The sequence below is a fragment of the Cupriavidus necator A5-1 genome (assembly GCF_000744095.1).
Lineage (GTDB): Bacteria > Pseudomonadota > Gammaproteobacteria > Burkholderiales > Burkholderiaceae > Cupriavidus > Cupriavidus necator_A.
The window spans coordinates 1,876,011-1,902,999 of sequence record NZ_JQLI01000008.1; the positions used below are offsets into that span (position 1 = coordinate 1,876,011).

General features: G+C 67.7%; 23 protein-coding genes and 1 tRNA gene. 9 read left to right on the forward strand and 15 right to left on the reverse strand.

From position 1 onward, the window contains the following. Positions 1-14: 14 nt before the first annotated feature. Positions 15-737, reverse strand: coding sequence for a two-component system response regulator OmpR (gene ompR, locus K307_RS32845; protein WP_010810107.1), 723 nt, complete (start codon positions 735-737; stop codon positions 15-17). A gap of 313 nt (positions 738-1,050) precedes the next feature. On the opposite strand from ompR, the gene K307_RS32850 reads away from it, so the two are divergent. Continuing rightward, positions 1,051-1,401, forward strand: coding sequence for a hypothetical protein (locus tag K307_RS32850; RefSeq protein WP_042885139.1), 351 nt, complete (start codon positions 1,051-1,053; stop codon positions 1,399-1,401). Between the two features lie 15 nt (positions 1,402-1,416). Here the strand turns inward: K307_RS32850 and K307_RS32855 are convergent, their stop codons facing one another. Next, entirely contained in the window at positions 1,417-2,679 is a 1,263-nt protein-coding gene (locus tag K307_RS32855) for a Zn-dependent hydrolase (RefSeq protein ID WP_042885140.1), read from the reverse strand. 112 nt (positions 2,680-2,791) lie between these two features. Further along, entirely contained in the window at positions 2,792-3,628 is an 837-nt protein-coding gene (gene hpnD / locus K307_RS32860; RefSeq protein ID WP_042885141.1) for a presqualene diphosphate synthase HpnD, read from the reverse strand. Positions 3,629-4,066: 438 nt separating this feature from the next. Here hpnD and K307_RS32865 point away from each other — a divergent pair, with 438 nt between their 5' ends. Both K307_RS32865 and K307_RS32870 read left to right on the forward strand, forming a co-directional pair. Beyond that, positions 4,067-5,263, forward strand: coding sequence for an efflux RND transporter periplasmic adaptor subunit (locus K307_RS32865; protein ID WP_042885142.1), 1,197 nt, complete (start codon positions 4,067-4,069; stop codon positions 5,261-5,263). Positions 5,264-5,269: 6 nt separating this feature from the next. After that, positions 5,270-8,383, forward strand: coding sequence for an efflux RND transporter permease subunit (locus tag K307_RS32870; protein WP_042885143.1), 3,114 nt, complete (start codon positions 5,270-5,272; stop codon positions 8,381-8,383). Positions 8,384-8,482: 99 nt separating this feature from the next. Here K307_RS32870 and K307_RS50440 read toward each other — a convergent pair whose 3' ends face one another. The 8 genes from K307_RS50440 to K307_RS32905 all read right to left on the reverse strand — a co-directional run bounded on the left by K307_RS50440 (position 8,483) and on the right by K307_RS32905 (position 16,219). Beyond that, the gene (locus K307_RS50440) at positions 8,483-8,605 is read right to left on the reverse strand and encodes a hypothetical protein (protein ID WP_268989232.1); all 123 of its coding nucleotides are present in this window, start codon (positions 8,603-8,605) and stop codon (positions 8,483-8,485) included. A gap of 235 nt (positions 8,606-8,840) precedes the next feature. Next, positions 8,841-9,251 carry a DUF3830 family protein gene (locus K307_RS32875; RefSeq protein WP_042885144.1) on the reverse strand — a complete coding sequence of 137 codons (411 nt, stop codon included), beginning with the start codon at positions 9,249-9,251 and terminating at the stop codon, positions 8,841-8,843. Between the two features lie 18 nt (positions 9,252-9,269). After that, entirely contained in the window at positions 9,270-10,460 is a 1,191-nt protein-coding gene (locus K307_RS32880; protein ID WP_042885146.1) for an amidase, read from the reverse strand. A gap of 34 nt (positions 10,461-10,494) precedes the next feature. After that, positions 10,495-11,511 (reverse strand): ABC transporter ATP-binding protein, encoded by a 1,017-nt coding sequence (locus K307_RS32885; protein WP_042885149.1) that lies wholly within the window; start codon positions 11,509-11,511, stop codon positions 10,495-10,497. Positions 11,512-11,520: 9 nt separating this feature from the next. Then, on the reverse strand, positions 11,521-12,552 hold the full coding sequence (locus tag K307_RS32890; RefSeq protein WP_051975263.1) for an ABC transporter ATP-binding protein: 1,032 nt from the start codon (positions 12,550-12,552) through the stop codon (positions 11,521-11,523). 3 nt (positions 12,553-12,555) lie between these two features. Continuing rightward, entirely contained in the window at positions 12,556-13,443 is an 888-nt protein-coding gene (locus K307_RS32895; protein WP_042885150.1) for an ABC transporter permease, read from the reverse strand. Between the two features lie 15 nt (positions 13,444-13,458). After that, complete coding sequence (locus K307_RS32900; protein ID WP_042885151.1) at positions 13,459-14,409, reverse strand: ABC transporter permease; 951 nt, start codon at positions 14,407-14,409, stop codon at positions 13,459-13,461. Positions 14,410-14,533: 124 nt separating this feature from the next. After that, complete coding sequence (locus K307_RS32905) at positions 14,534-16,219, reverse strand: ABC transporter substrate-binding protein (RefSeq protein ID WP_042885152.1); 1,686 nt, start codon at positions 16,217-16,219, stop codon at positions 14,534-14,536. Positions 16,220-16,391: 172 nt separating this feature from the next. Here K307_RS32905 and K307_RS32910 point away from each other — a divergent pair, with 172 nt between their 5' ends. Next, on the forward strand, positions 16,392-17,639 hold the full coding sequence (locus tag K307_RS32910) for a Zn-dependent hydrolase (RefSeq protein WP_042885153.1): 1,248 nt from the start codon (positions 16,392-16,394) through the stop codon (positions 17,637-17,639). A 47-nt stretch (positions 17,640-17,686) separates the two neighbouring features. Here K307_RS32910 and K307_RS32915 read toward each other — a convergent pair whose 3' ends face one another. The 3 genes from K307_RS32915 to K307_RS32925 all read right to left on the reverse strand — a co-directional run bounded on the left by K307_RS32915 (position 17,687) and on the right by K307_RS32925 (position 19,361). Continuing rightward, on the reverse strand, positions 17,687-18,037 hold the full coding sequence (locus K307_RS32915) for a hypothetical protein (RefSeq protein ID WP_042885155.1): 351 nt from the start codon (positions 18,035-18,037) through the stop codon (positions 17,687-17,689). A gap of 160 nt (positions 18,038-18,197) precedes the next feature. Continuing rightward, positions 18,198-19,004, reverse strand: coding sequence for an IclR family transcriptional regulator (locus K307_RS32920; protein ID WP_051975264.1), 807 nt, complete (start codon positions 19,002-19,004; stop codon positions 18,198-18,200). 270 nt (positions 19,005-19,274) lie between these two features. Beyond that, positions 19,275-19,361 (reverse strand) — tRNA-Leu (locus tag K307_RS32925). Between the two features lie 263 nt (positions 19,362-19,624). Between K307_RS32925 and K307_RS32930 the strand changes: the two genes are divergently transcribed. Next, positions 19,625-20,002: a VanZ family protein gene (locus K307_RS32930; RefSeq protein WP_042887690.1), complete on the forward strand. Its 378-nt coding sequence runs from the start codon at positions 19,625-19,627 to the stop codon at positions 20,000-20,002. Positions 20,003-20,014: 12 nt separating this feature from the next. Here the strand turns inward: K307_RS32930 and K307_RS32935 are convergent, their stop codons facing one another. Beyond that, a complete protein-coding gene (locus K307_RS32935) occupies positions 20,015-20,872 on the reverse strand; it encodes a 23S rRNA (adenine(2030)-N(6))-methyltransferase RlmJ (RefSeq protein WP_042887692.1) in 858 nt (285 codons plus the stop codon). A 141-nt stretch (positions 20,873-21,013) separates the two neighbouring features. On the opposite strand from K307_RS32935, the gene mnmC reads away from it, so the two are divergent. The 4 genes from mnmC (at position 21,014) to clpX (ending at position 26,870) form a co-directional block, all read left to right on the forward strand. Continuing rightward, positions 21,014-22,987 carry a bifunctional tRNA (5-methylaminomethyl-2-thiouridine)(34)-methyltransferase MnmD/FAD-dependent 5-carboxymethylaminomethyl-2-thiouridine(34) oxidoreductase MnmC gene (mnmC, locus tag K307_RS32940; protein ID WP_042885157.1) on the forward strand — a complete coding sequence of 658 codons (1,974 nt, stop codon included), beginning with the start codon at positions 21,014-21,016 and terminating at the stop codon, positions 22,985-22,987. A gap of 220 nt (positions 22,988-23,207) precedes the next feature. After that, complete coding sequence (gene tig / locus K307_RS32945; RefSeq protein ID WP_042885158.1) at positions 23,208-24,563, forward strand: trigger factor; 1,356 nt, start codon at positions 23,208-23,210, stop codon at positions 24,561-24,563. 103 nt (positions 24,564-24,666) lie between these two features. Further along, entirely contained in the window at positions 24,667-25,317 is a 651-nt protein-coding gene (gene clpP, locus K307_RS32950) for an ATP-dependent Clp endopeptidase proteolytic subunit ClpP (RefSeq protein WP_022534552.1), read from the forward strand. A gap of 275 nt (positions 25,318-25,592) precedes the next feature. Then, on the forward strand, positions 25,593-26,870 hold the full coding sequence (gene clpX, locus K307_RS32955; protein WP_042885159.1) for an ATP-dependent Clp protease ATP-binding subunit ClpX: 1,278 nt from the start codon (positions 25,593-25,595) through the stop codon (positions 26,868-26,870). Positions 26,871-26,989 lie beyond the last annotated feature (119 nt).

Below are 26,989 nucleotides of genomic sequence, written 5' to 3' on the forward strand. Positions count from 1 at the left end.
GCGGCCGTAATCGGTTATTTCACGCCATCGGGGATGAAGACGTAGCCAAGGCCCCAGACCGTCTGGATAAAACGCGGGTTGCTCGGGTCCGGCTCGATCAGCTTGCGCAGGCGCGAGATCTGCACGTCCAGGCTGCGGTCGAACACTTCATATTCACGGCCGCGCGCCATTTCCATCAGCTTCTCGCGCGACAGCGGCTGGCGCGGATGGCGGGCGAATACCTTCAGCACCGAGAATTCGCCGGTGGTCAGCGTGATTTCCTCGTCGTTCTTGGTCAGCGTGCGCGTGGCCAGGTTCAGCACGAAGTCGCCGAAGGCGAAAGTCTCCGGCGTTTCCGACGGGGCGCCGGGCACTTCGGCCGGGCCCTTGCGGCGCAGTACCGCGTGGATGCGCGCAATCAGCTCGCGCGGGTTGAAGGGCTTGGGCAGGTAGTCGTCGGCGCCCATCTCCAGGCCGACGATACGGTCCACGTCCTCGCCCTTGGCGGTGAGCATGATGATCGGGGTCTGGTCATTGGCCCCGCGCAGCCGGCGGCAGATCGACAGGCCGTCTTCGCCCGGCATCATCAGGTCCAGCACCAGCAGGTCGAAACGCTCGCGCAGCCAGAGCTTGTTCATCGCGGTGGCGTTTTCCGCCACCAGCACGGTAAAACCCTGTTCGCCCAGATAGCGGCGCAGCAAATCGCGCAGACGCGGGTCATCGTCGACGACAAGAATCTTGTGGCTGGTATTTTCCATGGCGGTATCTTAGCGACTATCGCTTTCGCTCAAAATGGCTTAACAAAACGTTACATACTTTACCCCGCAGTATGCCAGTGTGCATCAATCGTGCGATTACACTGCGCAATCCGTCTTTTTGCGCACCATGCGCGGTAGATTGCCGCGCATTTGCACCGCATGATCCACTGCAATGACAAGGCTGCCAGGCCTGCGCTGGCGCGACCCTTGCAGAGGGTCGCGCGCCGGACGGGGTAAGGAGCGGGGTACTGAATCCCCGGCTTCAGGGCAGTCCCGACGACTGCTTTTCCGGAAGCCAAGACCGCCATTATCAATGAAAGTGAACCGAACCCGGCACGGGCATCCGCAGCATGGTATCGCCGGCGCATGCCTTGCGCTGGCGGCGGCCGCGCTGGCGCTTGTCGCCGCTGGGGCGGTGCATGCCCAATCGGCCGGGATGGCCAACCTGCTAAAGCGCCATCCGTCCCATCCGTCGGCCCAGGCCAGCGACCCGGGCAACAGCCAGCGCGAAGCGCGTTCCCGCGCCGAACGCTATCGCGCCGAGCAGCGCGACGCCGAGCGCCGCCGGGAGGAACGGACCGGCTCGCGGCTGTCGCCGGACGAACGGCGCAAGCTGCGCAAGAACCTCTACGACTTCGGGCGCGATATTTACCAGGGTGGCTGAACGCCGCCCGGGCTTTCAGCCGCGCGGCTGGAAGTGCCGCAGGAAGTCCACGAACACCTCCGCCGCCAGCTGCGCATCCTCGGCCGTGATCGTCTCCAGCGGGTTGTGGCTGATGCCGCCGTTGCCGCAGCGCACGAACAGCATGGCGATGTCCGTGATGCGCTGCATCATCATCGCGTCATGGCCCGCGCCGGAGGGCAGCTCGAAGGCCTGCAGCCCGCGCTTCTTCAGCACGGCGCCGAACTGGTCCATCAGCCAGCGTGCGCACGGGGCGTTGTTGACCGGCGGCACGCGTTCCACCTGCGCGGTCAGGCCGCGCCGCTGCGCGATCTGGTTGATGCCGGCCACGATATCGGCAATCGCGGCTTCGCGGATGCCGTCCTCGCCCGCGCGGATATCCATCGAGAAGGTGCAGGCGGCCGGGATCACGTTGCTCGAGCCGTCGGGCACCTGGAGCTGGCCGACCGTGCCCACCAGCGAGGGGGCCGCCGAGCAGCGCCGCTCGACCAGCAGGATCATCTCCGCCGCACCCGCGGCAGCATCCTTGCGCATGCCCATCGGCGTGGTGCCGGCGTGGCTGGCCAGTCCTTCCACCTTGACCTGGAAGCGGCTGCTGCCGGCGATCTGCGTGACCACGCCCAGCGGCAGGCCGTGGTGCAGCAGCACCGGGCCTTGTTCGATATGCACTTCCACAAAACCCAGCAGCGTGGCGGGATCGACCGCCGCTGCACGCAGCGCCTCCAACTCGCCCGCGCCGGGCAGTCCGGACGCCGCCAGCGCCTCGCGCAGCGTGATGCCGTCCGCGTCCTGGCGCTCCAGCAGCGCCGGATCGAAGCGGCCCGCCAGCACACTGCTGGCCAGGAAGCTGGTCTTGAAGCGCAGCCCTTCCTCCTCGGCGAAGCCAACCACCTCGAAGTGGTAGGGCAGGCGGATGCCGGCTTGATTGAGCGCGCCGGCTACCGCGATCGGCAACAGTATGCCCAGGCGCCCGTCATAGCGCCCGCCATTGCGCACGGTATCGAAATGCGAGCCGGTCATCAGCACGCGCGCATCGCCCACGGCGGGGTCAGCGGCATAGCGGCCGATCACATTGCCGATAGCGTCGATGCGTACCTGCATGCCGGCCGCTTCCATCCACTGCGCCAGCCGGGACTGCGCGGCGCGGTGGGCCGGGGTCAGGTAGGCGCAGGTCAGTCCGCCTTCCATGTCGGAGAAGCGGGCGAGCTGGTCGGCCTGGGAGAGGATGGTCTGGCCGAGGGAAGCGGGGGTCTGGGTCATGGCGGTAAGGCTCGGAACGGCCGGGTGAATCGGTTGAATCGGTTGGATAGGCAAGAGGGAACAACGAAGGCGCTTGCTCCAGCGCCTCCTGTCGCGCCCGGGGGCAACCGCGTCAGCTGTTGCGGATCCACGTCTTCCACGCGATCCACAACTTGCGCATTGGCGTCAGCGCGATGCGCTGGTTCAGCACCTGGAACTGGCTGGCCTCGAGTTCGTCGAGCAGCGCGTGGTAGATCGCGCCCATCAGCAGGCCGGCGCGCTGGGCGCGGCGATCCTGCTTCGGCAGCAGCGCCAGGGCCTCGCGGTACAGCGCGCGGGCGCGGCCGGCGTGGTACTGCATCAGCGCGACGAAGCGCTCGGAATGCTGGCCCTTGAGGATCTCGGAGGCCGGCACCTGGAACTGCTGCAGCGTATTGACCGGCAGGTAGATACGGCCGCGGCGGGCGTCTTCGCCCACGTCGCGCAGGATATTGACCAGTTGCAGCGACTGCCCGAGCTTCTCGGCAAAGACCAGCGTCTTCGGATCGGTATAGCCGAAAAGCCGCGCGCTGAGCGTGCCGACCACCCCTGCCACGCAATGGCAGTAGTGGTTCAGGCCGGCTTCATCCAGGTAGCGGGTCTGGGTCAGGTCCATTTCCATGCCGTCCAGCACCTCGGACATCTCGGCATGGGGCAGGCCGGCGCTGTGCACGTGCGGTTGCAGCGCCTGGGTCGCCGGGTGGGTGGGCTCGCCCTCGAACAGGCGGCGCACCTCGCCGCGCCACCAGTCCAGCTGCTGGTGGGCCAGGCCCGGGTCGTGGCTGTCGTCGACCACGTCGTCGACCTCGCGGCACCAGGCGTACAGCGCGGTGATGGCGCGGCGGCGTTCGGCCGGCAGGAACAGGAAGCTGTAATAGAAACTCGAGCCGCTCTGGGCGACTTTCTCTTGGCAATACTGATCGGGCGTCACGCCGTTCTCGGTCCGAAGATGTGGGGAAGCAGGGGATGGCTACGGCGCCGGGCGGCGCATGCGGGGCCGCGCGCCAGGGCAGCAGCGGCCACTCCGATGCGCCAGGCGGGGGGCCGGCGGCGGAGCCGCAGTTCCCGGCCATGCGTCGGTCGATGCCAGGCGGCAGGCCAGCGCCAGCGGCGCGCCGGATTGTAGCATCGCTGCATTTAACCACAGCTCCTCAGCGGGCAACGACAACTGAGGCTTCATTCCAGCCATTTCGTCGCCTGCCGTTTGACGCACCCCCGCGGGGATCGCTATATTACTGACCGGCCAGTTATTTATTGTCCGCGCCGGCCCCGTGGCCCTCCCGCCTCCCTGGCATGTTCCGGCGCGCGGATTCGTTGATACTGGCCTGTCTCGCCTCGCCAGCTGTTCCATCCGACTTGTTGCCTATCGATGCCAGTGCTTTGCCGAGTGCCGGAAGTTGCGGCCGCAGATACTCCTGCCGTTCCAAGAATCCCGGGCCCGGCCGGCCGGATGTTCGCCCTGTTTGCGGTCGCGTCCGTGCTGGCGCTGGCCGGCTGCGGCAAGAAGCCCGAACCCGCGCCGGAAGTGCGCCCGGTGCGCCTGATGCAGCTCAGCCAGCACGGCGGCAAGACCGCCTTCGAGTTCTCCGGGGACGTGCGCCCGCGCGTGGAGTCGCGCCTGGGCTTCCGCGTCGGCGGCAAGATCGCGGCGCGGCTGGTCGACGTGGGGGCGGCGGTGCGCAAGGGTCAGCCGCTGGCGCGCCTGGACCCGACCGACCTGTCGCTGGCCGAGGCCGGTTCGCGCGCCCAGTATGAAGCCGCCCGGACCGACCGCGACCTGGCCGCCGCCGACCTGAAACGCTACAACGACCTGTTTGCCAAGGGCTTTATCAGCGCCGCCGAGCAGAACCGGCGCAAAGCCACCTATGAGGCCGCCGAATCGCGGCTTCGGCAGGCCGAAGCCGGACTGCGCAGCCAGTCCAACCAGACCGCCTATGCGGTGCTGAATGCCGACGCGGACGGCGTGGTCACGGCGATCGATGCCGAGGTCGGCCAGGTGGTCACCCCCGGCCAGCCGGTGGTGCGTGTGGCGCAGACCGCGGAGAAGGAAGTCGCCATCGGCCTGCCCGAAGACCAGGTCGACCAGCTGCGCGGCATCACCGACGTGACCATCCATACCTGGGCCGAGCCGCAGCGCTCGCTGCCGGGCCGCGTGCGCGAGATCGCCGCCGCTGCGGACCCCGTTACCCGCACCTACGCCACCCGCGTGACCATTCCCAACCCGCCCGCCGACCTGAAGCTCGGCATGACGGCCGTGGTGACCTTCGTGCGCAACGGGGCCACCCCGGCTATCCGCGTGCCGCTGACCGCACTGCTGCAGGAGCAGGGCCGCAACCAGGTGTGGGTCTTTGACGCCGCCGCCGGCACGGTCAAGCCGGTGCCGGTGACGCTGGGCGAGGCCATCGGCAACGAGGTCGAGGTGCGCCAGGGGCTGGCGCCCGGCCAGACCATCGTCACCGCCGGGGTCCACCTGCTGCGCCCGGGCCAGAAGGTGCGCCCGCTTCAGACCGTGGCGCCGGCATCCGCGCCGGCTTCCGCGCTGGCCGCCAGCCCGAACCAGGGTTGAGGCCGCATGGATCATTTGCGCTTCAATTTGTCGCGCTGGGCGCTCGAGCACCAGCCGCTGACCCGTTACCTGCTGGTGGTGCTACTGCTGGGCGGCATGCTGGCGTTCTTCCAGCTCGGGCAGGACGAGGACCCGCCCTTTACCTTCCGCGTGATGGTGGTGCAGGCCTTCTGGCCCGGCGCCACCGCCGAGCAGATCGCCGTGCAGGTCACCGACAAGATCGAGCGCCAGCTGCAGGAAGTGCCTTACGCGGACAAGATCCGCAGCTTCTCCAAGCCGGGCGAGACCACGGTGATCTTCCAGCTCAAGGACACCTCGCCGGCCAGGGAGACCGCGCAGGTCTGGTACACCGTGCGCAAGAAGATCGGCGATATCCAGCAGACGCTCCCCGCCGGCGTGCGCGGGCCGTTCTTCAACGATGAGTTCGGCGATGTGTACGGCACCATCTACGCGCTCTCGGCCGACGGCTTCAACTACAAGGAACTGCGCGAGTACGCCGACCTGGTGCGCCAGGAGTTGCTGCGCGTGCCGGCGGTGGCCAAGGTATCGCTGATCGGCCTGCAGGACGAGAAGGTCTATATCGAGTTCAACCAGGCGCGCTTCGCCCAACTGGGGCTCGATATCAACGCCATCGCCGAGCAGATCTCGCAGCAGAACAACCTGACCGGCAGCGGCGTGCTGGTCGCGCCGACCGACAACCTGCAGGTGCGCGTGTCCGGCCAGTTCGCCAGCGTGCAGGACCTGGAGAACCTGGTGCTGCGCGGGCCCAATGGCATCGCCAATATCCGCCTGGGCGACATCGCGCACGTCTATCGCGGCTATGTCGATCCAACCCAGACGCGCATGCGCTTCAACGGCAAGGCCGTGATCGGTCTCGGCATCTCGATGCAGAAGGGCGGCGACATCATCCAGCTCGGCAAGGACCTTCGCGCCGCCTTCGACCGGATGCGCGGCCAGCTGCCGGTGGGCATCGAGATGGACCAGGTGCAGGATCAGCCTGAAGCCGTCAAGCGTTCGGTGGGCGAGTTCGTGCACGTGCTGATCGAGGCGGTGGTGATCGTGCTGGCGGTCAGCTTCGTCTCGCTGGGCCTGCACACCAAGCCGCTGCGGCTGGACGTGCGCCCGGGCCTGGTGGTGGCGCTGACCATCCCGCTGGTGCTGGCGGTGACCTTCCTGTTCATGAATATCTTCGGCATCGGGCTGCACAAGATATCGCTCGGGGCGCTGATCGTGGCGCTGGGGCTGCTGGTGGACGACGCCATCATCGCGGTCGAGATGATGGTGCGCAAGCTGGAAGAGGGCTTCTCCAAGATGGAGGCGGCCACCTTCGCCTACACCTCGACCGCGATGCCGATGCTGACCGGCACGCTGATCACCGCGGCCGGCTTCCTGCCGGTGGGGCTGGCGCGCTCGACCGTGGGCGAGTACACCTTCGCGATCTTTGCGGTGACAGCGCTGGCGCTGGTGCTGTCGTGGCTGGCGGCGGTGTATTTCACGCCTTACCTCGGCTACCTGCTGCTCAAGACCCGCGGCCCGGGCGCGGGCGAGCACCATGAGGTGTTCGACACACCGTTCTACGCACGCTTCCGCCGGCTGGTGGACTGGTGCGTGACCTGGCGCAAGCTGGTGATCGCGATCACGCTGGTGGCCTTCGCGCTCGGCATCTATGCCTTCAAGTTCGTCGAGAAGCAGTTCTTCCCGGATTCCAGCCGGCCCGAGCTGATGGTGGAGATGTGGATGCCCGAAGGCACCAGCTTTGCCCAGATGGAGGCCGAGGCCAAGCGTTTTGAAACGCTGATGCGCAAGGACCGCGAGGTCGAGAGCCTGACCACCTTCGTCGGCACCGGCGCGCCGCGCTTCTACCTGCCGCTGGACCAGATCTTCCCGCAGAGCAACGTGGCGCAGGTGATCGTGATGCCGGTCAGCACCGAAGTGCGCGACGCCTTGCGCCGCCGCATCATCAAGCTGTTCGACACCGAGTTCCCGTACCTGCGCGGTCGCGTCAAGCTGCTGCCCAACGGGCCGCCGGTGGCCTATCCGGTGCAGTTCCGCGTGATCGGGCCGGAGGCCGCTGCAGTACGCCATCTGGCCGACCAGGTCAAGGCGGTGATGCGCGCCAATCCCAATACCGTCGGCGTCAACGACAACTGGAACGAGAGCGTCAAGATGCTGCGCCTGGAGATTGACCAGGACAAGGCGCGCGCGCTCGGCGTCACCACCAACGCGATCGCGCGCGTCACGCAGACCGTGCTGACCGGTGTGCCGGTGGGCCAGTACCGCGACGGCGACAAGCTGATCGACATCATGATGCGCACCCCGCGCAACGAGCGCGATGCGATCTCGGACCTGAACAACATGCTGGTGCCGACCAATAACGGCCGCATGGTGCCGCTGATGCAGGTGGCGCGCGTGGCGCTGCGCTCCGAGCCGGGCGTGGTCTGGCGCGAGAACCGCGACTTCGGCGTCACCGTGCAGGCCGACGTGGTCGACGGCATCCAGGGCCCGACCGTGACCGCGCAGATCAACCCGCAGCTCGACAAGCTGCGCGCCCAGCTGCCGGCGGGCTACCGCATCACCGTGGCCGGTGCGGAAGAAGAAAGCGGCAAGGCCGGCGCCTCGATCGCGGCGCAGCTACCGCTGTGCATCTTCATCATCTTCACGCTGCTGATGCTGCAGTTGCACAGCTTCTCGCGCGCGACCATGGTGTTCCTGACCGGCCCGCTGGGGCTGATCGGCGCAGCCGCCACGCTGTTGCTGCTGCGCGCGCCGATGGGGTTTGTGGCGCAGCTGGGCATCACCGCGCTGCTGGGCATGATCATCCGCAACTCGGTGATCCTGGTCGACCAGATCGAGCAGGACATCAGCGCCGGCGTGCCGCCCTGGACCGCCATCGTCGAAGCCGCGGTGCGCCGCTTCCGCCCGATCATTCTGACTGCCGCGGCGGCGGTGCTGGCGATGATCCCGCTGTCGCGCTCGATGTTCTGGGGGCCGATGGCGGTGGCGATCATGGGCGGCCTGATCATTGCCACGGTGCTGACGCTGCTGTTCCTGCCGGCGCTGTATGCGGCGTGGTTCCGAATCAAGCGGCCGGAGAACGGGCCGAGCGCGCTGGCGGGCTGAACCTCAGTCCGCGCCACGGCGCATAGAGATCGTCGGCGTGCATGCGGGCTTGCCTTCAGGCCTTGAACACAGTTACCGGCGAGTGGTGGCGTGGCGGTGTCAGGCGGCGAGCGTCTCTCGCACGAAGTCGGTGACGGCGGCCTGTGGCTGCGACAGCAACGACTGCCCGCGCCACGCCACCAGCGTGCTTGTCTTGGCGCAGCCGGCGGGACCCTGGATCACCACGCAGCGCTGGCGGCGGGCTTCGGTCTGGCGCGCCTTCGGGGGACGTCGCCGCGGGGCGCGCCGGCGTGGGGCATGCTGGGTTCCTCAGGGGCAGCCGGCGCGGCGGGGGCGCGCCGATGCGTTGAGGGCATTGTAGGAGCGCCCCACCGGCTGGCGGCACGGGCCAGCGGCAGCCCCCCTGAAGCGGGTGGGCGTGGCTTTGCGGCTTATCCGCCGCGGCGAGACGTCAGCGTCACGCGAGCGCGAATTCGATATCCTGCGCGCCTTCCCACAACACCTTGGTCCCCAGCGCCCGCAGGTTTTCCTTGCCCTCGACGAGGGTCAGGAAATGGTTGCCGGCCAGTTGCCCCATCTTGCTGGCGAAGCAGCAGCTGCCGTAGGCCAGGATGATCTCGGTCTCGCTGTAGCCGCCCGGGTAGAACAGGATATCGCCCACGGACGGGTGGCTGGTGTGGTTCTCGAAATCCACGCCGAGGCGGAATTCGCCCAAAGGGATCCAGCAGCCTTCGCCGCTCCAGCGCACGTGGATCAGTTTTTCGCGGTAGGGCAGCAGTTTGAGGAAGGCTTCGACGGTCTTCGGGGCGTCGGGGTTGGTCTCGGCGACAAAGTTGTAGCCGCCAGCGGTGATGCGGATGCGGGCCATATTCCGTCCTTGTTTGACTCACGCCTGTTTCGCCATGATAGCCTCGGCCAGCGCGACCAGGCTGCGGTCGCTGCCGGCGGGCCCGAGCAGCGAGATGCCCAGCGGGGCGCCGTCGCGGCCCGCAAGCGGCAGGCTCAGTTGCGGGAAGCCGGTCAGCGGCGTCAGGCACAGCGTGTGGGCGGCGAGGTTGCGGTAGGTCTCCAGCGACTTGATCGGCTCGGCGCGCAGCGGGGCGATATCAGGCATGGTCGGCAGTACCAGCACGCCGTCCTGGCCCAGCAGCCGGCCCAGGTGCGCGGTGAAGTCGCGCCGCACGGCGCTGGCTTCTTCCAATTGCGTGCGCGTGACGGCTTTGGAGTAGGCGAAGCGCGCCGCGACGTCGGCGCCAAGCTCCAGTCCATATTGCTCGATCAGCGCGCCGTCGCTCTGCCACGCCTCCCATCCTTGCACGTAGCGGAACGCCCACCACAGCTCGGACAGCGGCCGGTCGGCTACCGTCACCGGCGACGCCTTGCCGAGCGCGGCCTCGATCCTGGCGATGGCCGGCACCAGTGCCTCGCGCGCCTCGGGCGTCGGCTGGGTGAAGAGGTCGGTCGCAATCAGCAAGCGCGGCGCGGTTGGCAGCGGTGCCGGGTCGGCGCCGAACATCACGTCGGCCACGCGCGCAAAGGTGCCGATGTCGCGCGCGAAGAAGCCGCAGGTATCCAGGCTCTCCGACAGCGGCAGGCAGCGCTCCAGCGAAATGCGCCCGTGCGTGGGCCGGATGCCGAACAGGCCGCAGTGGCTGGCCGGCGCGCGCACCGAGCCACCGGTGTCGGAGCCCAGCGCAAAGTCGCACAGCCCGTTGGACACGGCCGCGGCCGAGCCCGACGACGAGCCGCCGGTGATGCGATCCGGTGCCGCGCCGTTGACCGGGCGGCCGTAGTGGGCGTTCTGGCCGTTCATCGAGAAGGCGAGCTCGTCGGTGTGGGTCTTGCCGACGAAGGTGGCGCCGGCGTCCAGCAGCCGCTGCACTGCGGGCGCGGTGGCGGTCTTGATGCCTGAGCGCGCCAGCACGTGCGGGTTGCCGCCGCCGGTCGGGTAGCCGGCGACGTCGAACAGGTCCTTGACGGCGAAGGTCAGACCCTGCAGCGGGCCGCCGGCGGCGTGTGGGACGGCGGCGTCCGGGTAGGGCATGAAGGCACGGGCGGGATGGGTGGCGAGCGTCATGGATGAATCCTGGGAGCGTTGGTGTTCAGTACGCTTATGCCGCCGTGGCGACTGCCGGTTCGGCGGCCAGCACGCAAGTCACGCGGTGGCCGGCGCCGACGGCCGACGGCTGCGGCACCTCGGCCAGGCATGCCGGGCGCGCATGCGGGCAGCGCGGCGCGAAGGTGCAGCCCGGCGGCAGCGCGGCAAGGTCGGGCGGGGCGCCGCCGATGGTCTGCAGCCGCTGGCCGCGCGCCATGCCATGCTGGCGGCTTTGCAGCAGCGCGATGGTGTACGGGTGGCGTGCCTCGCGCATGATCGTGCGGATCGGGCCTTCCTCGACGATGCGCCCGCCGTACATCACCGCGACACGGTCGGCGATCTCCACCGCCGCGCCGATGTCGTGGGTGACGAAGACGATGGACAGGCCCAGCTCGCGCTGCAGCTCGCGCAGCAGGATCAGCACCTGGATCTGCACGGTGGCGTCAAGCGCGGTGGTGGGCTCGTCGGCCAGCAGGATTTTCGGGCGCGCAGACAGCGCCAGCGCGATCATCGCGCGCTGGCGCATGCCGCCCGACATCTCGTGCGGATAGGCGGCCAGGCGCCGTTCCGCGCTGGGAATGCGCACGGACTCGAGCGCCTTCAGCGCGCGTTGGCGCGCCTCGGCGGCTGAGACCTTGTCGTGGGTGCGGATGCACTCGACGATCTGCTGCCCGACGGTGTAGACGGGGTCCAGCGCCAGCAGCGGTTCCTGGAACACCATCGCCACCGTACCGCCGCGCAGGCGCGCCAGTGCTTGCTTGTCGAGCGACATGACATCGGCGCCGTCGACACGGACCTGGCCTTCCATGCGGGTGCGGCGCGGTGGGTGCAGGCGCATCAGCGCGCGCAGCGTGACGCTCTTGCCCGAGCCGGATTCGCCGATCAGGGCCACCGCCTCGCCGGCGCCGACGTCGAGCGAGACGCCGTTGACGGCACGGATGGTCTTGTCGCCGCCGGAGAAGGCGACACGCAGGTCCCGGACCGAGATCATCGGCGCGCCGGGCGGGGTGTTTTGCGGGGTTGCGGACATGAGGGCTCCTCAGGGCGCGGTGGCCAGCAGGCAGGACACCGGATGTCCGGCGACCACGTCGGTCAGCTGCGGCTCGCGCCGTGCGCAGACGTCCTGCGCCATGGCGCAGCGCGGATGGAAGCTGCAGCCGGACGGCGGGTTGATCGGGTTGGGCGGGTCGCCCGCCAGCGGCGCCACCTCGGTGCGGCGATCCGGGTCCATCGACGGCATGGAAGCCAGCAACGCGCGCGTGTATGGATGCGCCGGGTGGCGGTAGATGGTCTCGGTAGCGCCGATCTCCACCACCTTGCCCAGGTACATCACCATCACCCGGTCGCACAGGTAGCGGATCACATTGAGGTCGTGGCTGATAAAGACATAAGTCAGGTCGAACTCCGCCTTCAGGTCGAGCAGCAGGTTCAGCACCTGCGCTTCCACCGACTTGTCGAGCGCCGACACCGCCTCATCCAGGATCACCAGCCGCGGGCGCAGCGCCAGCGCGCGGGCGATATTGACGCGCTGGCGCTGTCCGCCCGAGAGTTCGTGCGGATAGCGCCCGGCAAAGCGCGCCGGCTCCAGCCCGACGCGCTGCAGCAGGTAGCGCGCGCGCTCGGTGGCCTCGCGCGCCGGAACGCCATGCACGCGCGGGGTGAAGGCAATCGATTCCTCGATGGTCAGGCGCGGGTTCAGCGACGAATAGCTGTCCTGGAACACCATCTGCACCTGGCTGCGGAACTGCTTCAGCGGCAGCTGGGCGGAGCCGACGCCGAGCGCGTCGAAGATCAGCTCGCCGCTGTCCTGCCCGGTCAGCTGCATCAGCAACCGCGCGGTGGTGGACTTGCCGCAGCCGGACTCGCCGACCACGCCAAGGGTCTCGCCCTTGAGCACGTCAAAGCTGACACCGTCGACGGCACGTACCGACGCGGCGCGCTTGCGCAGCCCCGGCACGCCGGACCTGATGGGAAAGTGCTTGACCAGATTGCTGGCGATCACCAGCGGCTGGGCCGGGCCGCCGACGTCGCGGCCAGCCAGGGGAGGAGGGGCCTGCATCAGTGCTGTCATGGTTCAGTCCTTGATTTCCATGGCCGAGCGGATGCCGTCGGCCAGCAGGTTGAACGAGACCGAAGTCAGGAAGATCATCGCGCCGGGCAGGGCGGCAACCCATGGCTGGGTGTAGATCGCCGTGCGCAGCGTGTTAAGCATCAGGCCCCATTCCGGCTCCGGCGGCTTGACGCCCAGGCCGAGGAAGGACAGGCCAGAGGCCAGGATCATCGACACCGAGATCAGGCCGGTGGCATAGACAAAGATCGGGCCCAGCACATTGTTCAGCACATGCGCGCGTACGATGGTCAGCGACGACGCGCCCGAGGCCCGCGCCGCATCGACGAACTCGCGGTTGCGCACCTGGGTCGTGACGCTTTCCGCCACGCGCACGATCTGCGGGATAAAGACGATGGTCAGCGACAGCAGCGCGTTGCCCACGCCGGCGCCCAGCGTGCCCGACAGCGCGATCGCCAGCAGCACCGACGGGAACGCGTACAGGATGTCGGTAAGCCGCATGATCACGGTATTGGTCCAGCCGCCGGCATAGCCGGCAACGATACCCAGCGCGCTGCCGATGACAAAGGCCAGCAGCACCGGCGTAATGCCCATGAACAGCGACAGCCGCGCGCCCAGCATCAGTCGCGACAGCATGTCGCGGCCCAGCTCGTCGGTGCCCAGCGGAAAGTGCTCGGTGCCGATTGGCTTCAGTCGCTTGAGGATGGACGAGGCATAGGGGTCGGCCGGCATCAGTACCGGCGCGAACAGCGCCATCAGCACCAGCGCCAGCAGCACCAGCGCGGCCAGCATGGCGAGCCTGTTGCGCAGCAGGCGCCGGCCCACCGTGGCCCAGTAGCCGGGCGAGCGCTGCACCGCGGCCGCGGCGGGCGAGTCGTCGAGCGTCATTTCCATGGCGGCTCCTTTGCGCTAGCTGCGCTGGATACGCGGGTCGAACAGCGTCTGCAGCGCGTCGACCAGCAGGTTGAGCAGCACGAAGAACACCGCCAGCACGAGGATGGTGCCTTGCAGCAGCGGGAAGTCGCGCTGGAAAATGGCGGCGTTGAGCAGGAAGCCGGTGCCGGGCCAGGAGAACACGGTCTCGATCAGGATCGAACCGCCCAGCAGGTAGCCGAGCTGCAGGCCCATCACCGACAGCGCGGTTGGCGCCACGTTCTTCACCACGTGGCGGAATACGGCCAGGTCAGACAGGCCGCGCGCACGCAGGCCGACGATGAACTCGTTGGCGAGGATTTCCGCCACCAGCGCGCGCACCGTGCGCGCGACGATGCCCATCGGGATCACCGACATGGTTACCGCCGGCAGCAGCATGTATTGCATATGCTCCCAGTCCCACGCCCAGTCGCCCGAGCCGCCCGGACCGGCGCCGGTCGCCGGCAGCCAGCCCAGCACCACCGAGAAGGCGATCACCAGCACCATGCCGAGCCAGTAGTGCGGGATGCTGACGCCCAGCACCGACAGCAGCGACGCGGTGCGGTCGGCCACCGAATCGCGCAGGTAACCGGCGACAAAGCCGAACAGGCAGCCGAAGCTGAAGCCGATCAGCGTGGCGACGGTCGCGAGCCGCAGCGAATTGACCACGGCGGCGCCAACCTCTGCCATGACCGGCCGGCTGGTGGCGATGGAGGTGCCCAGGTCGCCCTGCAGCGCGCGGCCGAGCCAGTGTACGAATTGCTCCAGGAAAGGCTTGTCGAAGCCGTAGAGCGCGGTGAGCTGGCGCCGCAGTTCCTCCGAGGCATCGGGCGGCAGCACCGACACCAGCGGATCGCCCGGGGCGATATGGACCAGCGAGAAGCACAGCAGCGCCACCCCGAGCAGGATCGGGATGGCATACAGGATGCGGCGGAACAAGTATTGCATGGGAAGGTCCGGCAAGTTGCGGCGTGCGCGCGCAACGCGTGGCACGCCGGGTCAGACATGGCGGGATTGCCGGCCCGCGCGGCGGCACAGGGCAGCCGCGCGGCGTCCGTAGGGTGTTGCGCGCTCAGTCCATCGACATCGTCGCGATATCGATAAACCAGCTTTGCGGCTGGACCACGCCCTTGACCTTCTTCGAGATCGCGCGCGGGCCGACGTCATGCGCGATCAGCACGAACGGCGACTCCTCGACGATGCGGGCGTGCAGCCTGGCCAGCGCGGCGTCGCGCGATTTCTCGTCAAAGGACATGCGTGCGCTCTCGATCAGCTTGTCGAACTCGGCATTGCCGAAGTAGCCCCAGTTGTTGGAAACCGGCGGCTGGGTCTTGGTGCTGACGAAGCGCACCATCGCAAAGAACGGGTCCATCGCCGCGAAGCTGACATTGATGGCGTTGGCGCCGTGCGCGCTGGCGTCCTTGGCGCCGACGCGCCAGTTGGTGAAGAGCGTGTTCCACTCGACCACGTCGAAGTCGACGTCGATAAAGCACTCCTTCAGATTCTGCTGCACGTACTCGTTCATCGGCAGCGGCTGCATCTGCCCGGAGCCCGACGCCGACACCTGCACCTTGACCTTGACCGGCCTGGCGGCGGAGTAGCCGGCCTCCTGCATCAGCTTCTTCGCGGCGGCCGGGTCGTACTTGATATCGAACTTTGGATTGCCCCACCACGGGTTGCCGGCCTCGACGATGCCCTTGGCCTCGGCCATGTACCCGCCCAGCAGCGTCTTCAGGCCGCTGCGGTTGACGCAGAGGTTGGCGGCCTGACGCACGCGCTTGTCCAGCCAGGGCGAGCCGGGCGTGAACGACAGCTGCCACGGCCACATATGCGGCTGCGCATTGGCGTAGACCTGGAAGCCGCGGCTCTTGATCTGGGCGATGGCGTCGGGCGCCGGCGCCTCGATCCAGTCGACCTGGCCCGACAGCAGCGCGGCGGTGCGGGCGTTGGCCTCGGGCATCGGCACCATCACGACCTTGTCGATCTTCGGCACGCGCTTGGCATCCCAGTATTGCGCATTGCGCACCACTTCCAGGCGCTCGCGCGGCACGAAGCGGCTCATCCTGAACGGACCCGTGCCGGCCGCATCGGCGGCAAACGCCACCCACGCCTGCTTGGCGCGCTCGACCGGATCGGTGACCGAGGCCGGCACCGCGGCGAATTTCTTCTCCCACTGCGTGGGCGAGGCCATGAACAGGTTGGTCAGGTTGTAGGGCAGGAAGGAATCCGGCTCGGAGGTGACCAGCTCGACCGTGAGGTCGTCGATCTTCTTCGTGGTGCGCAGCGTCGGCATGCGCGAGGCGGTCACGCCGACCTGGCTGGGATCGAACTGCTTCGCGCTCTTGTCCAGCACCTTGCCGACGTTCCACACCACGGCATCGGCGTTGAACGGCGTGCCGTCGTGGAACTTGACGCCGGGGCGCAGCTTGAACACCCACCTGGTCTTGTCGGCGGCGTCGACCTTCCACTCGGTGGCCAGGCCGGGGATCAGCAGGCTGGGCCCGTTGCCCTTGGACAGGTCCCACTGCGTGAGGCTGTCGTACATCGGGATGCCGGAGAAGCGGTTGCCCTCGAAGCCCTGGTCAGGCTGGCCGAGCGTGCGCGGGATGTCGGCCGCGGTCATGCCGATGCGCAGCACCTTGTCGGCGTGCGCGGCGCCGGGCAGGGCCAGCAGCGACAGCGCAGCCGTACTGATGACGGCGGCGGACTTGAGACCGGACTTGAGAGCATTCGCGAGAGGGGACTGATCGTGGTGCACAGGCTTGCTCCTGGGTTGGCTTGAAGGGACGGATGTCTGCAAAGCAAGTCATGTGCCACTGCGATGGCAGCGGATGTGTGGATCGAAGCGGGGACCGGTGGTCTGCTTCTTGCTGAACGAGGTGCCCATCTCCAGCCGACCCAACCTACCCAACCGACCCAAGCGAGCCGACATGGACCTGCTACACCTTCCCCGCATCAATGGCGCCCGCCTGTGGCAATCGCTGATGGATCTCGCCGCCATCGGCGCCACGCCCAGGGGCGGCGTGTGCCGCATCGCGCTGACCGAAGCCGATCGAAAGGGGCGCGATCTGGTCGTGCAGTGGTGCCGCGAGGCAGGACTCGAGGTGCGCGTCGACGAGATCGGCAATGTGTTCGCGCGCCGCGCCGGTACCGACCCGAACGCAAGCGCCGTCGCCACCGGCAGCCATATCGACACGCAGCCTTCGGGTGGCAAGTTCGACGGCAACTTCGGCGTGCTGGCCGGGCTCGAGGTCATGCGCACGCTCAACGACCTGGGCATCGCCACCCGCGCGCCGCTGGAGGTCGCGTTCTGGACCAACGAGGAGGGCACGCGCTTCACGCCGGTGATGATGGGCTCGGGCGTGTTCGCGGGCGAGTTCGATGCAGCCTTCGCGCGTGCGCAGACGGATCTCGATGGCGTGAGCGTGGGCAGCGCGCTGGAAGCGATCGGCTACCGTGGCACGCAGCCGGCGGGCGAGGTGCCTGGCGGCATGTTCGCGGCCTACTTCGAGGCGCATATCGAGCAGGGGCCGGTGCTGGAAGCCGCCGGCCTGCCGATCGGCGTGGTTTCAGGCGCGCTGGGGCAGCAGTGGTACGACGTGACCGTGACTGGCATGGATGCGCACGCCGGCCCGACGCCGCTGGCGCTGCGCCACGACGCGATGCTGGCCGCGGCGCGCATGGTCGACGCGGTCAACCGGATCGCGCACGACGAGGCGCCGCACGGGCGCGGCACCGTGGGCTACCTTCAGGTCTCGCCAAATTCGCGCAACGTGATTCCGGGCCGGGTAGAGTTTTCGGTCGATTTCCGCAACCTGTCGCAGGACGGGTTGGACCGCATGCACGCGGCCATGCATGCCGCGTTCGAAGGCATCGCCGCGGCCGGCGGCGTGGAGGTCGGGATCCGCCAGGTGGTCAAGTTCGAGCCGTGCGCATTCGCGCCGGAATGCGTGGGCAGCGTGCGGCGGGCGGCGGCGGCGCTCGGCCTGCCGCATATGGACGTGGTCAGTGGCGCCGGCCACGACGCGGTCTACGTCGCCCGGCGCGCGCCGACCGGCATGATCTTCGTGCCGTGCAAGGACGGCATCAGCCACAACGAACTGGAGGATGCGCTGCCCGAGCACGTCGAGGCCGGCGCCAACGTGCTGCTGCAGGCCATGCTCGCGCACGCGCGCTAGCACGCCGGCCGTACGCGGCGGCGGCCGGCGCGGCCAGCCCACTGCGCCTAGTTGCAGATCGTGCCTGGCACCGGCTTGCCGGAAGTCGTCATGCCCTGGCAGTTGTCGCCGATCACCAGGCTGGTGTCGGACGCCGCCGCCGGCGAGAGCTTCAGCTTTCCTGCCACCGTGCAGCATCCGCGCGGCGGCGGAGGCGCCGGCGTCATTCGCTTGGTCGTCGGCATCGGGGATGGCCCGCCGGCTTCCCCTGTTTCTTCGGCGTCGGGAAAAACGCACTGCCCTTGCTGGCAGATCCGCTCCCCTTTGCACTGCATGTCGTACTGGCATCCGGCAGCTTGTGCGAACGACGACCAGCCAGCGGTCATCGTGGCTGCCAACAGCAAAGCAGGAAATTTCATATGCCCTCCGCGGGGCTGAGGTGAGGACTGGCGCAGCATGCGCAAGCACGTAGTGCCGCACCATCTTCAGAATAGATCGCAGGAGCGGTCCGCGAAAGCCGCTGACACTAGGGTGTTCTACCACTCCTCCCGGCGCGGGCCGCCTGCGCTTCGGCTGGCCTCAGTGGGCAATGGAGCGCGAGATTGCCCACGCGCATTCCACCACCAGCGGCGCCAGCTTTTTCTGGGCCTCGGCCATGGTCCAGCGGCTCGCCGGCGGCGACACGTGGACGGCGCCGACGGCCACGCCCTGGCTGTTGACGACCGGCGCGGCCAGGCCCATGTCGCCGATAAAAAGTTCCTCTTCGTTGCAGGCATAGCCCAGCCGGCGGCAGGCCGCGACCCGCTCGAAGATGGCGTCCACGTCGGTCAGCGTGGCGGGGGTGCGCGCCGCGCGCGCCGACTGCGCCAGCATCGTCATCACCTGCTCGTCTGGCAGCGTACTCAGGTAGGCGCGGCCGGAGCTGGTGCAATACATCGGGATGCGCATGCCCACCGGCGTCAGCACCGGCATGTGCTTGGCGGTCATCAGCTGCGCCACGTAGACCATGTCCAGCCCGACCGGCTCGGTCAGGTTGGCGGTCTCGCCGCCGGCCGCGGCGAGCTGGGACAGGTAGGGACTCGCCACCGGGATCAGCGCGTCGGCCGCCAGGTAGTTGTAGCCGATCTCCATCACCTGCGGCGTCAGCCGGAAGCGGCGCGTCTGCGGATGCTTGTCGACATAGCCCAGCGCCTCCAGCGTATGGACCGTACGCTGCGCCGAACTCTTGTTCATGCCGGTGAGCGCGGCCAGTTCCGCCAGCGTCAGCGTGCGATGGACGCCGCTGAAGGCGCGCAGGACTTCGAGGCCTTTTTCCAGCGACTGGTTGAACAGCGGGTTATCGCGGTCGGGGGCGGGCGAGGGCAGTTGGCCGGGCTTGGACGGCATGGTTTCGGCGGAAATCGACGGCAGTCAGGGGTGAGGTCATGGCCAGATGCGGCACCAACGCCGGGATGGCTGCACCACGATGACTGGATATTGCACCAATATACGAAGATATCGAATAGCGATATATGCGGTTGCAATGATAGCGCGGGCGCAAACGGCGCGAAAGGATTGGGCCGCTTTGGCTTGGGAAGGGCCGGCACAAGCGCCGCCCTGAAGGGGAGGTCGATGGCGATACGGGGGATGTGGTCAGCCCGCCACAGGAAGGGAGGGTGGTGCGAGGGAGGGGACTCGAACCCCTACACCATTGCTGGCGTCAGGACCTAAACCTGGTGCGTCTACCAATTTCGCCACCCTCGCGGTCCTTGCGGCGCAGCCCGGGCGGGCGGCCGCGATGCTCGTTGGCGCGCGCCGGACAGGAAAGCAAAAAAGGCGGCTGGAACTGCCCGCCTTTCTTCTGTCCGCCGCTGCCGGCGCCCGGTGTCGTGTCGACCCATGCCTGCAGCGCAACGAGGCTGCGGATTGTAGCGCAAGGCGCCCCGGGAATCCAGCCCTGCCGGGAAGGCACGCCGGCGATTATATTGAGGGCTCACCAATGGCGCCGCCGTGCCCATCCCATGCCCATGCCTTCGCTCCCTGTCCCGAACCTGACCGCTTTCCGCTGGCGCCTGCTCTTCTGGGCGTGCGCGACGGCCGTGCTGGTGCTCTCGCTGATGCCGCCAACGCAGCACCTGCCAACCACGGGCTGGGACAAGACCAACCATCTGCTGGCGTTCGTGGTGCTGGCGGTGCTGGGACGGCGCGCCTATGCCGGCCATGGCCCGGCCGTGCTGCTGGCACTGGTGGCCTACGGCGGGCTGATCGAGTTGCTGCAGGGGCTGACCGCCTACCGCGAGGCGGACTGGGTGGACCTGCTGGCCGACAGCGTCGGCGTGGCTGCCGGGTGCGCGCTGGACTGGCTCGCGCGCAGCCGGGCGCGGCGCGGACCGCTGGCGCGGTAGGCAAGGGTCGCCTCAGCTCTCCCCGGCTTCCAGCGTGAACGTCGCGCCGCCGTCCTGGCCGAGCAGGTCGACCAGCACCGGCATGGCCTGCTGCAGCGATTCCTTCAGGCGCCACGGCGGGTTGACGATAAACATGCCGCTGCCGTGCAGGCCGAGGCCGCCCTCGACCGGATGCCTGACGGTCAGCGCTACATGCAGCCAGCTCTTGAGCGGCAGGCTCTTCAGCTGCACCGGCAGCTGCAGCGATTCGCGCCGCTGCACCTGCGGGTACCAGACCGCGTAGACGCCGGTGGCAAAGCGCTCTAGCCCGTCGCGCACGGTCTGGACCGTGCGGGCGTAGTCCTGCTTGTCTTCGTAGGAAGGATCGACCAGCACCAGCGCGCGCCGCGGCGGCGGCGGCAGGATCGCCTTGATGCCGCCGAAGCCATCGCCGTCATACAGCATCACGCGGCGGCCGGCGCCGCGGAAGTTGTCGCGCAGCACCTGGATTTCGGTGCTGTGCAGCTCGAACAGCCGCAGGCGGTCCTGGTCGCGCAGCATCTGCCAGGCCAGCCAGGGTGAGCCAGGGTAGTGGCGCAGGTTGCCGTCGGGGTTCAGCGCGCGGACCTGGTCGAGGTATTCGCCCAGCATCGGCGGCAGCGCGGTGCCGCTGGCCTCGGCCTGCCACAGGCGTGAAATGCCGGTTTCGAACTCGGCTTTCTTTTGCGCATAGGCATGGTCCAGCGTGTAGAGTCCGGCGCCGGCGTGGGTGTCGATGTACCAGAACGCCTTGTCCTTCTGCGCCAGGTGCTCCAGCAGCTGCACTACGACGGCGTGTTTGAGGACATCGGCATGGTTGCCGGCATGGAAGGCGTGACGGTAGCTGAGCATGGTGGAGCGGGGCGCCATTACAGCGCAAAATCAGGGCGCAGGGCGGTGCGGTCTGCGGGAAGGCCGCTATGCTACCATCCGCCGCGAGTTGCCCCCTCCACGTCCCGGCGAATCCGCCCGGACATTTTGCTTCTGTATTCCATGCCGCGCGCACTCGAGCCCGCCGAGCCCATCCTCTCCGCCGAAGGCACCCCGTATTCCCCCCGCTACGACGACGTCTACCACAGCACCGAAGGCGGGCTGGCGCAGGCCGCCCATGTCTTCCTCGGCGGCAATGCGCTGCCGCAGGCGTGGGCAGGCAAGCGCCAGTTCGTCATCGTCGAGAGCGGCTTCGGCCAGGGGCTGAATTTCCTGGCGACCTGGCAGGCCTGGCGCGACGATCCGCAGCGCTGCGGCACGCTGCATTTCGTGTCGATCGAAAAACACCCGTTTACCCGCGAGGGGCTGGCGCAGCTGCATGCCGGCCTCGACGGGCTGCAGCCGCTGGCGCAGGCGTTGCAGGCGCAGTGGCCGTTGGCGCTGCCGGGCCTGCACCGGCTGGCCTTCGACGACGGGCGGATGGTGCTGACGCTGGCGCTGGGCGACGCGGAGCAGATGCTGCCGCGGCTGGTGGCAGGGGCCGATGCCTTCTACCCGGACGGCTTCTCGCCCGCGCGCAATGCCGACATGTGGTCACCGGCAGTGTTTCGCGGCCTGGCACGGCTGGCGCGGCCCGGCGCATCGCTGGCCACGTACACGGCGGCCGGATTCGTGCGGCGCGGGCTCAGGGAAGTGGGTTTCGAGGTCAGCAAGGCACCGGGCTTCGGCGGCAAGCGCGACATGACGGTGGCGCAGTTCCGTCCGCGATGGAAGTCGCGCCGCCACGCGCCGCCGCTGGCGGGCCAATGGCCGCAGCGGCATGCCATCGTGATTGGCGCGGGGCTTGCCGGCTGTGCCGTGACCGAGCGGCTGGCCGCACGCGGCTGGCACGTGACCTTGTTCGATGCCCACGGCGGGCCGGCGCGCCAGACCTCGGCGCATCGCGCCGCGGCCATGCATGCGCACCTGTCCGCGGACGACGGCCTGCTGTCGCGGCTCTCCCGCGCCGGCAACCAATACGCGCTGCGCGCCTGGGCGGCGCTGGCCGAGGCCGGGCACCCGGTCGGCTGGCATGGCTGCGGCGTGCTGCAGATCGGCGAGGATGAAGCCGAGGGCGAGGCACAGCGCGCCGCGCTGGCGGCGATGGGCCTGCCGGAGTCGTTCGTGCGCTGGATGGGCGCCAAAGAGGCCGCCGCGTCGCACCGGGCGGGCGTGCCGCGCGGCGGCCTGTGGTTCCCGGGCGGCGGCTGGGTGGCGCCCCCGGACATCTGCGCCGCGCAGCTGGCGCGAGCAGGTGATGCGGTCACGGCCAAGTATGGCTGCAGGGTGGCGTCGATTGCACGCGTCGGCGAGCAATGGCAGGCGATGGACGCTGACGGCACCGTGCTGGCGTCGGCACCCGTGCTTGTGCTGGCCAGTGCATACGAAGCGCAGCAACTGCTGCCCAGGCAGCATTGGACCATACGCCGCGTGCGCGGCCAGCTCACCACACTGCCGCCGGCGCAGGTCGATGCAATCGGCGCCTGGCCGGACTGCGTGGTAACCGGCGCTGGCTACCTGCTGCCGCGTGCGGCCGACGGTACCGGCCGCGTCGGCTCCAGCTACGATGCCGACGAAGGCCCGCTGGTGGAGCGCCCGGAAGTCCACGCCGCCAACCTGGCGCGGCTGGCCGGGCTGCTGCCGCGGCAGGCGGACGTGGTGGCCGGCATCGATCCCGCAACGCTCACCGGCTATGTGGGCGTGCGTACGGTATCGCACAACCGGCTGCCGCTGATCGGCCCGGTGCCCGACGAGGCTGCCGCGCTGGCACACGCCGCGTCGCTGCGCGGCGCGCACCTGCGCGACCTGCCGCGCATGCCGGGGCTGTACGCGGCCCTTGCCTATGGGTCGCGCGGCCTCACCTGGTCCGCGCTGGGTGGCGAACTGCTGGCCAGCCAGATCGAGGGCGAGCCGCTGCCGCTGGAGTCCGACCTGGCCGATGCCGTGGATCCGGCACGCCTGCTCCTGCGTGCCCTGCGGCACGGGCAGGCGGGATAGTGGCAAGCCGTCCGGCAGTGCAGTTCCATGCCCGTTTCGGGTAAAAACTGCCGGAAGCGAACGAAAACCGTGCGATAATGTTTGTTTTCCGTTTGCGCGGAGCTTTCCGTACGCCGGTGGCATGGCCTGGGCGAATCGCCAGTGCCGCAACGCCGGCCGGTATGCGCGCAAGCAGTAGCACCTACGAACACAACTACATTTCTGGATTGGATCTACGACCATGTCGAACGTGATTGAGAACCTCGGCAAGCTGGACCGCAAGGTGACCCTGGCCATCCCCAAGGCCGAAGTGGAAAAGGAAAAGCAGGAGCGCCTGGTTCGCCTGTCGAAGACCGTGAAGATGTCGGGCTTCCGTCCGGGCAAGGTGCCGATGAAGATGGTCGAGAAGCAGTACGGCCAGCAGGTCGAGTTCGAGGTGCGCTTCGACAAGGCCGCGCGCAAGTTCTTCGACATCACCAAGGAGCAGGACGTCAAGGTTGCCGGCCAGCCCAAGTTCGAGGTCAAGACCGAAGGCGTGGGCGAGGACGAAGTCGCGTTCGACGCCATGTTCGAGGTGTACCCGGAAGTGACCATCGGCGACCTGGCTGCTGCCGAGGTGACCCGCACCACCACTGAAATCACCGATGCCGAAGTCGACAAGACTATCGACATCCTGCGCAAGCAGCGCGTGCACTACCACACCCGCGGCGAAGCCGGCGAGCATGGCGACGGCGGTGCCGACGTCGCCGCCCAGAACGGCGACCGCGTGACGCTGGACTTCGTCGGCAAGATCGAAGGTGAAGAGTTCGCCGGCGGCAAGGCCGAGGACTTCCCGTTCGTGCTGGGCGAAGGCCGCATGCTGCCCGAGTTCGAGCAGGCCGCGCTGGGCCTGAAGGTCGGCGAAAGCAAGACCTTCCCGCTGGCCTTCCCGGCCGACTATCACGGCAAGGAAGTGGCGGGCAAGACCGCCGAGTTCACGGTGACCCTGAAGAAGATCGAGTGGGCCCACCTGCCGGAAGTCAACGAAGCCTTTGCCAAGTCGCTGGGCATCGCCGACGGCAGCGTCGAGAAGATGCGCGCCGACATCCGCGAAAACCTCGAGCGCGAAGTGAAGCGCCGTACGCATTCCATGCTGAAGGACCAGGTCATGGAAGCGCTGCTGAAGGCCAGCGAGCTGGACGTGCCCAAGGCCCTGATCGAGCAGGACCAGGAGCGCCTGGTCGAGATGGCCCGCCGCGACCTGGAACAGCGTGGCATGCCGAACGCCAAGGACATGCCGATCCCCGCTGAAATGTTCGCGCAGCAGGCCGAGCGCCGCGTCAAGCTGGGCCTGATCCTGGCCGAGATCGTCAAGGCCAACGGCCTGGAAGCCAAGGCTGACCAGATCAAGGCTGAGATCGAGGACTTCGCCAAGAGCTACGAAGACCCGAAGGAAGTCATGCGCTGGTACTACGGCGACCAGCAGCGCCTGGCCGAAATGGAAGCCTACGTGCTCGAAAACAACGTGGTAAATTTCGTGTGCGACAAGGCCAAGGTCACCGACAAGAAGGTGTCCTTCGAGGAACTCACCGCCGAAGGCAACCAGCAACAAGCCTGAGGCCGGAGATGACCCGCCATCCCGCGCTGCGGCGCGGGGGTGGGCCGGTTCCACCGAGTTTTACAATCGGGCCTGTCATTCGACGAATCCATGGAGAACCTGCATGACCCGCAATGATTTGCTTGACCGTCTCGCCACCACGCAGGCTTCGGCACTGGATACCCAGGGCCTGGGGCTGGTGCCGATGGTCGTCGAGCAGTCCGGCCGGGGCGAGCGCGCCTATGACATCTATTCGCGCCTGCTGAAGGAGCGCGTGGTGTTCATGGTGGGCGAGGTCAACGACCAGACCGCCAACCTGGTGGTGGCCCAGCTGCTGTTCCTCGAGAGCGAGAACCCCGACAAGGACGTGTCGCTTTACATCAACTCGCCGGGCGGTTCCGTATCGGCGGGGCTGGCGATCTACGACACCATGCAGTTCATCAAGCCCGACGTGTCCACGCTGTGCATGGGCATGGCGGCGAGCATGGGCGCCTTCCTGCTGGCGGCTGGCGCGAAAGGCAAGCGTTTCGCGCTGCCCAATTCGCGCATCATGATCCACCAGCCGTTGGGCGGTGCGCGCGGCCAGGCCTCGGATATCGAGATCCAGGCCCGCGAGATCCTGTACCTGCGCGAGCGGCTCAACACCATCCTGTCGGAAGTGACGGGCCAGCCGGTCGAGAAGATTGCCCGCGATACCGATCGCGACAACTTCATGAGCGGCGACCAGGCGGTGGATTACGGCCTGGTCGACAAGGTCATCGCCCGTCGCGGCTGATTGATGCAGCGGGCCGCCGGGGCGCAACCCGCAGCGGCGGCCGCGCTGGCGTGCCGGGCAAGCCGTTTCGTACGGCCGGCCGGGCGTTGCGGCATTGCCCCAAATGGCGAAGGCTACACCGGAACGAGGCCTCGTGCCTCGTTTTTTGCTTTTGCCCCACAGCCGGGGGGAACCGCCGGTGGTGCCAATTGTTTTGGCGTATGATCCGTTTGAAGCGTATCGCCGGAGGAGCCTGTCGCCCCGCGGTGTGCGCACTGCAAAAGTGACTGATTCCTATGGCGGACAAAAAAGGTTCATCCAGCGAAAAGCTCCTCTACTGCTCCTTCTGCGGCAAGAGTCAGCATGAGGTGAAGAAGCTGATCGCGGGCCCGTCGGTGTTCATTTGCGACGAATGCATCGACCTGTGCAACGAGATCATTCGCGACGAGGCCACGGCATCCGAGAAAGACGCCGCCGCGGCCGCGCGCTCCGACCTCCCCACACCCCACGAGATTCGCGAAAGCCTGGACCAGTATGTGATCGGCCAGGAGCAGGCCAAGAAGATTCTGGCCGTTGCGGTCTACAACCACTACAAGCGCCTCAAGCACCTCGGCAAGAAAGACGATGTCGAGCTGTCCAAGAGCAACATTCTGCTGATCGGGCCGACCGGCTCGGGCAAGACGCTGCTCGCGCAGACGCTGGCGCGCCTGCTCAACGTGCCGTTCGTGATCGCTGACGCGACCACGCTGACTGAAGCCGGCTACGTGGGCGAGGACGTCGAGAACATCATCCAGAAGCTGCTGCAGAACTGCAACTACGAGGTTGAGAAGGCGCAGCGCGGCATTGTGTACATCGACGAGATCGACAAGATCTCGCGCAAGTCCGACAACCCGTCGATCACCCGTGACGTATCGGGCGAGGGCGTGCAGCAGGCGCTGCTGAAGCTGATCGAAGGCACCATGGCTTCGGTCCCGCCGCAAGGTGGCCGCAAGCACCCGAACCAGGACTTCCTGCAGGTCGACACGACCAACATCCTGTTCATCTGCGGCGGCGCCTTCGACGGCCTGGAAAAGGTCATCATGCAGCGCTCGGACAAGACCGGCATCGGCTTTGCCGCGCAGGTCAAGAGCAAGGAAGAGCGCGATGTCAGCGAAGTCCTGCCCCAGACCGAGCCGGAAGACCTGATCAAGTTCGGCCTGATCCCTGAGCTGATCGGCCGCCTGCCGGTGGTCGCCACGCTGTCCAAGCTGGACGAGACCGCGCTGGTGCAGATCCTGGTCGAGCCCAAGAACGCGCTGGTCAAGCAGTACCAGAAGCTGCTGGCGATGGAAGGGGTCGAGCTGGAAATCCGTCCCGGCGCGCTGTCGGCTATCGCCCGCAAGGCGATCCGCCGCAAGACCGGTGCCCGCGGCCTGCGTTCGATTCTCGAACAATCGCTGATGGACGTCATGTACGACCTGCCTAATTACAAGGGCGTGCAGAAGGTGGTGATCGATGAAAATACGATCAACGGAGATGCACCGCCGCTGCTGATGTACGAGGAGCAGCAGCCCAAAGTGGCAGGGTCCAACTGACGCGAGGCTGCCAGCGTGGTGAAGTGGTCAGGACCACACCGGCAGCAAGGCGGAAAGGCCGTTCGCGTAGAAGCGAGCGGCTTTTTTTTCTTTATTCGACCGACGAGAAGGAGGAAACG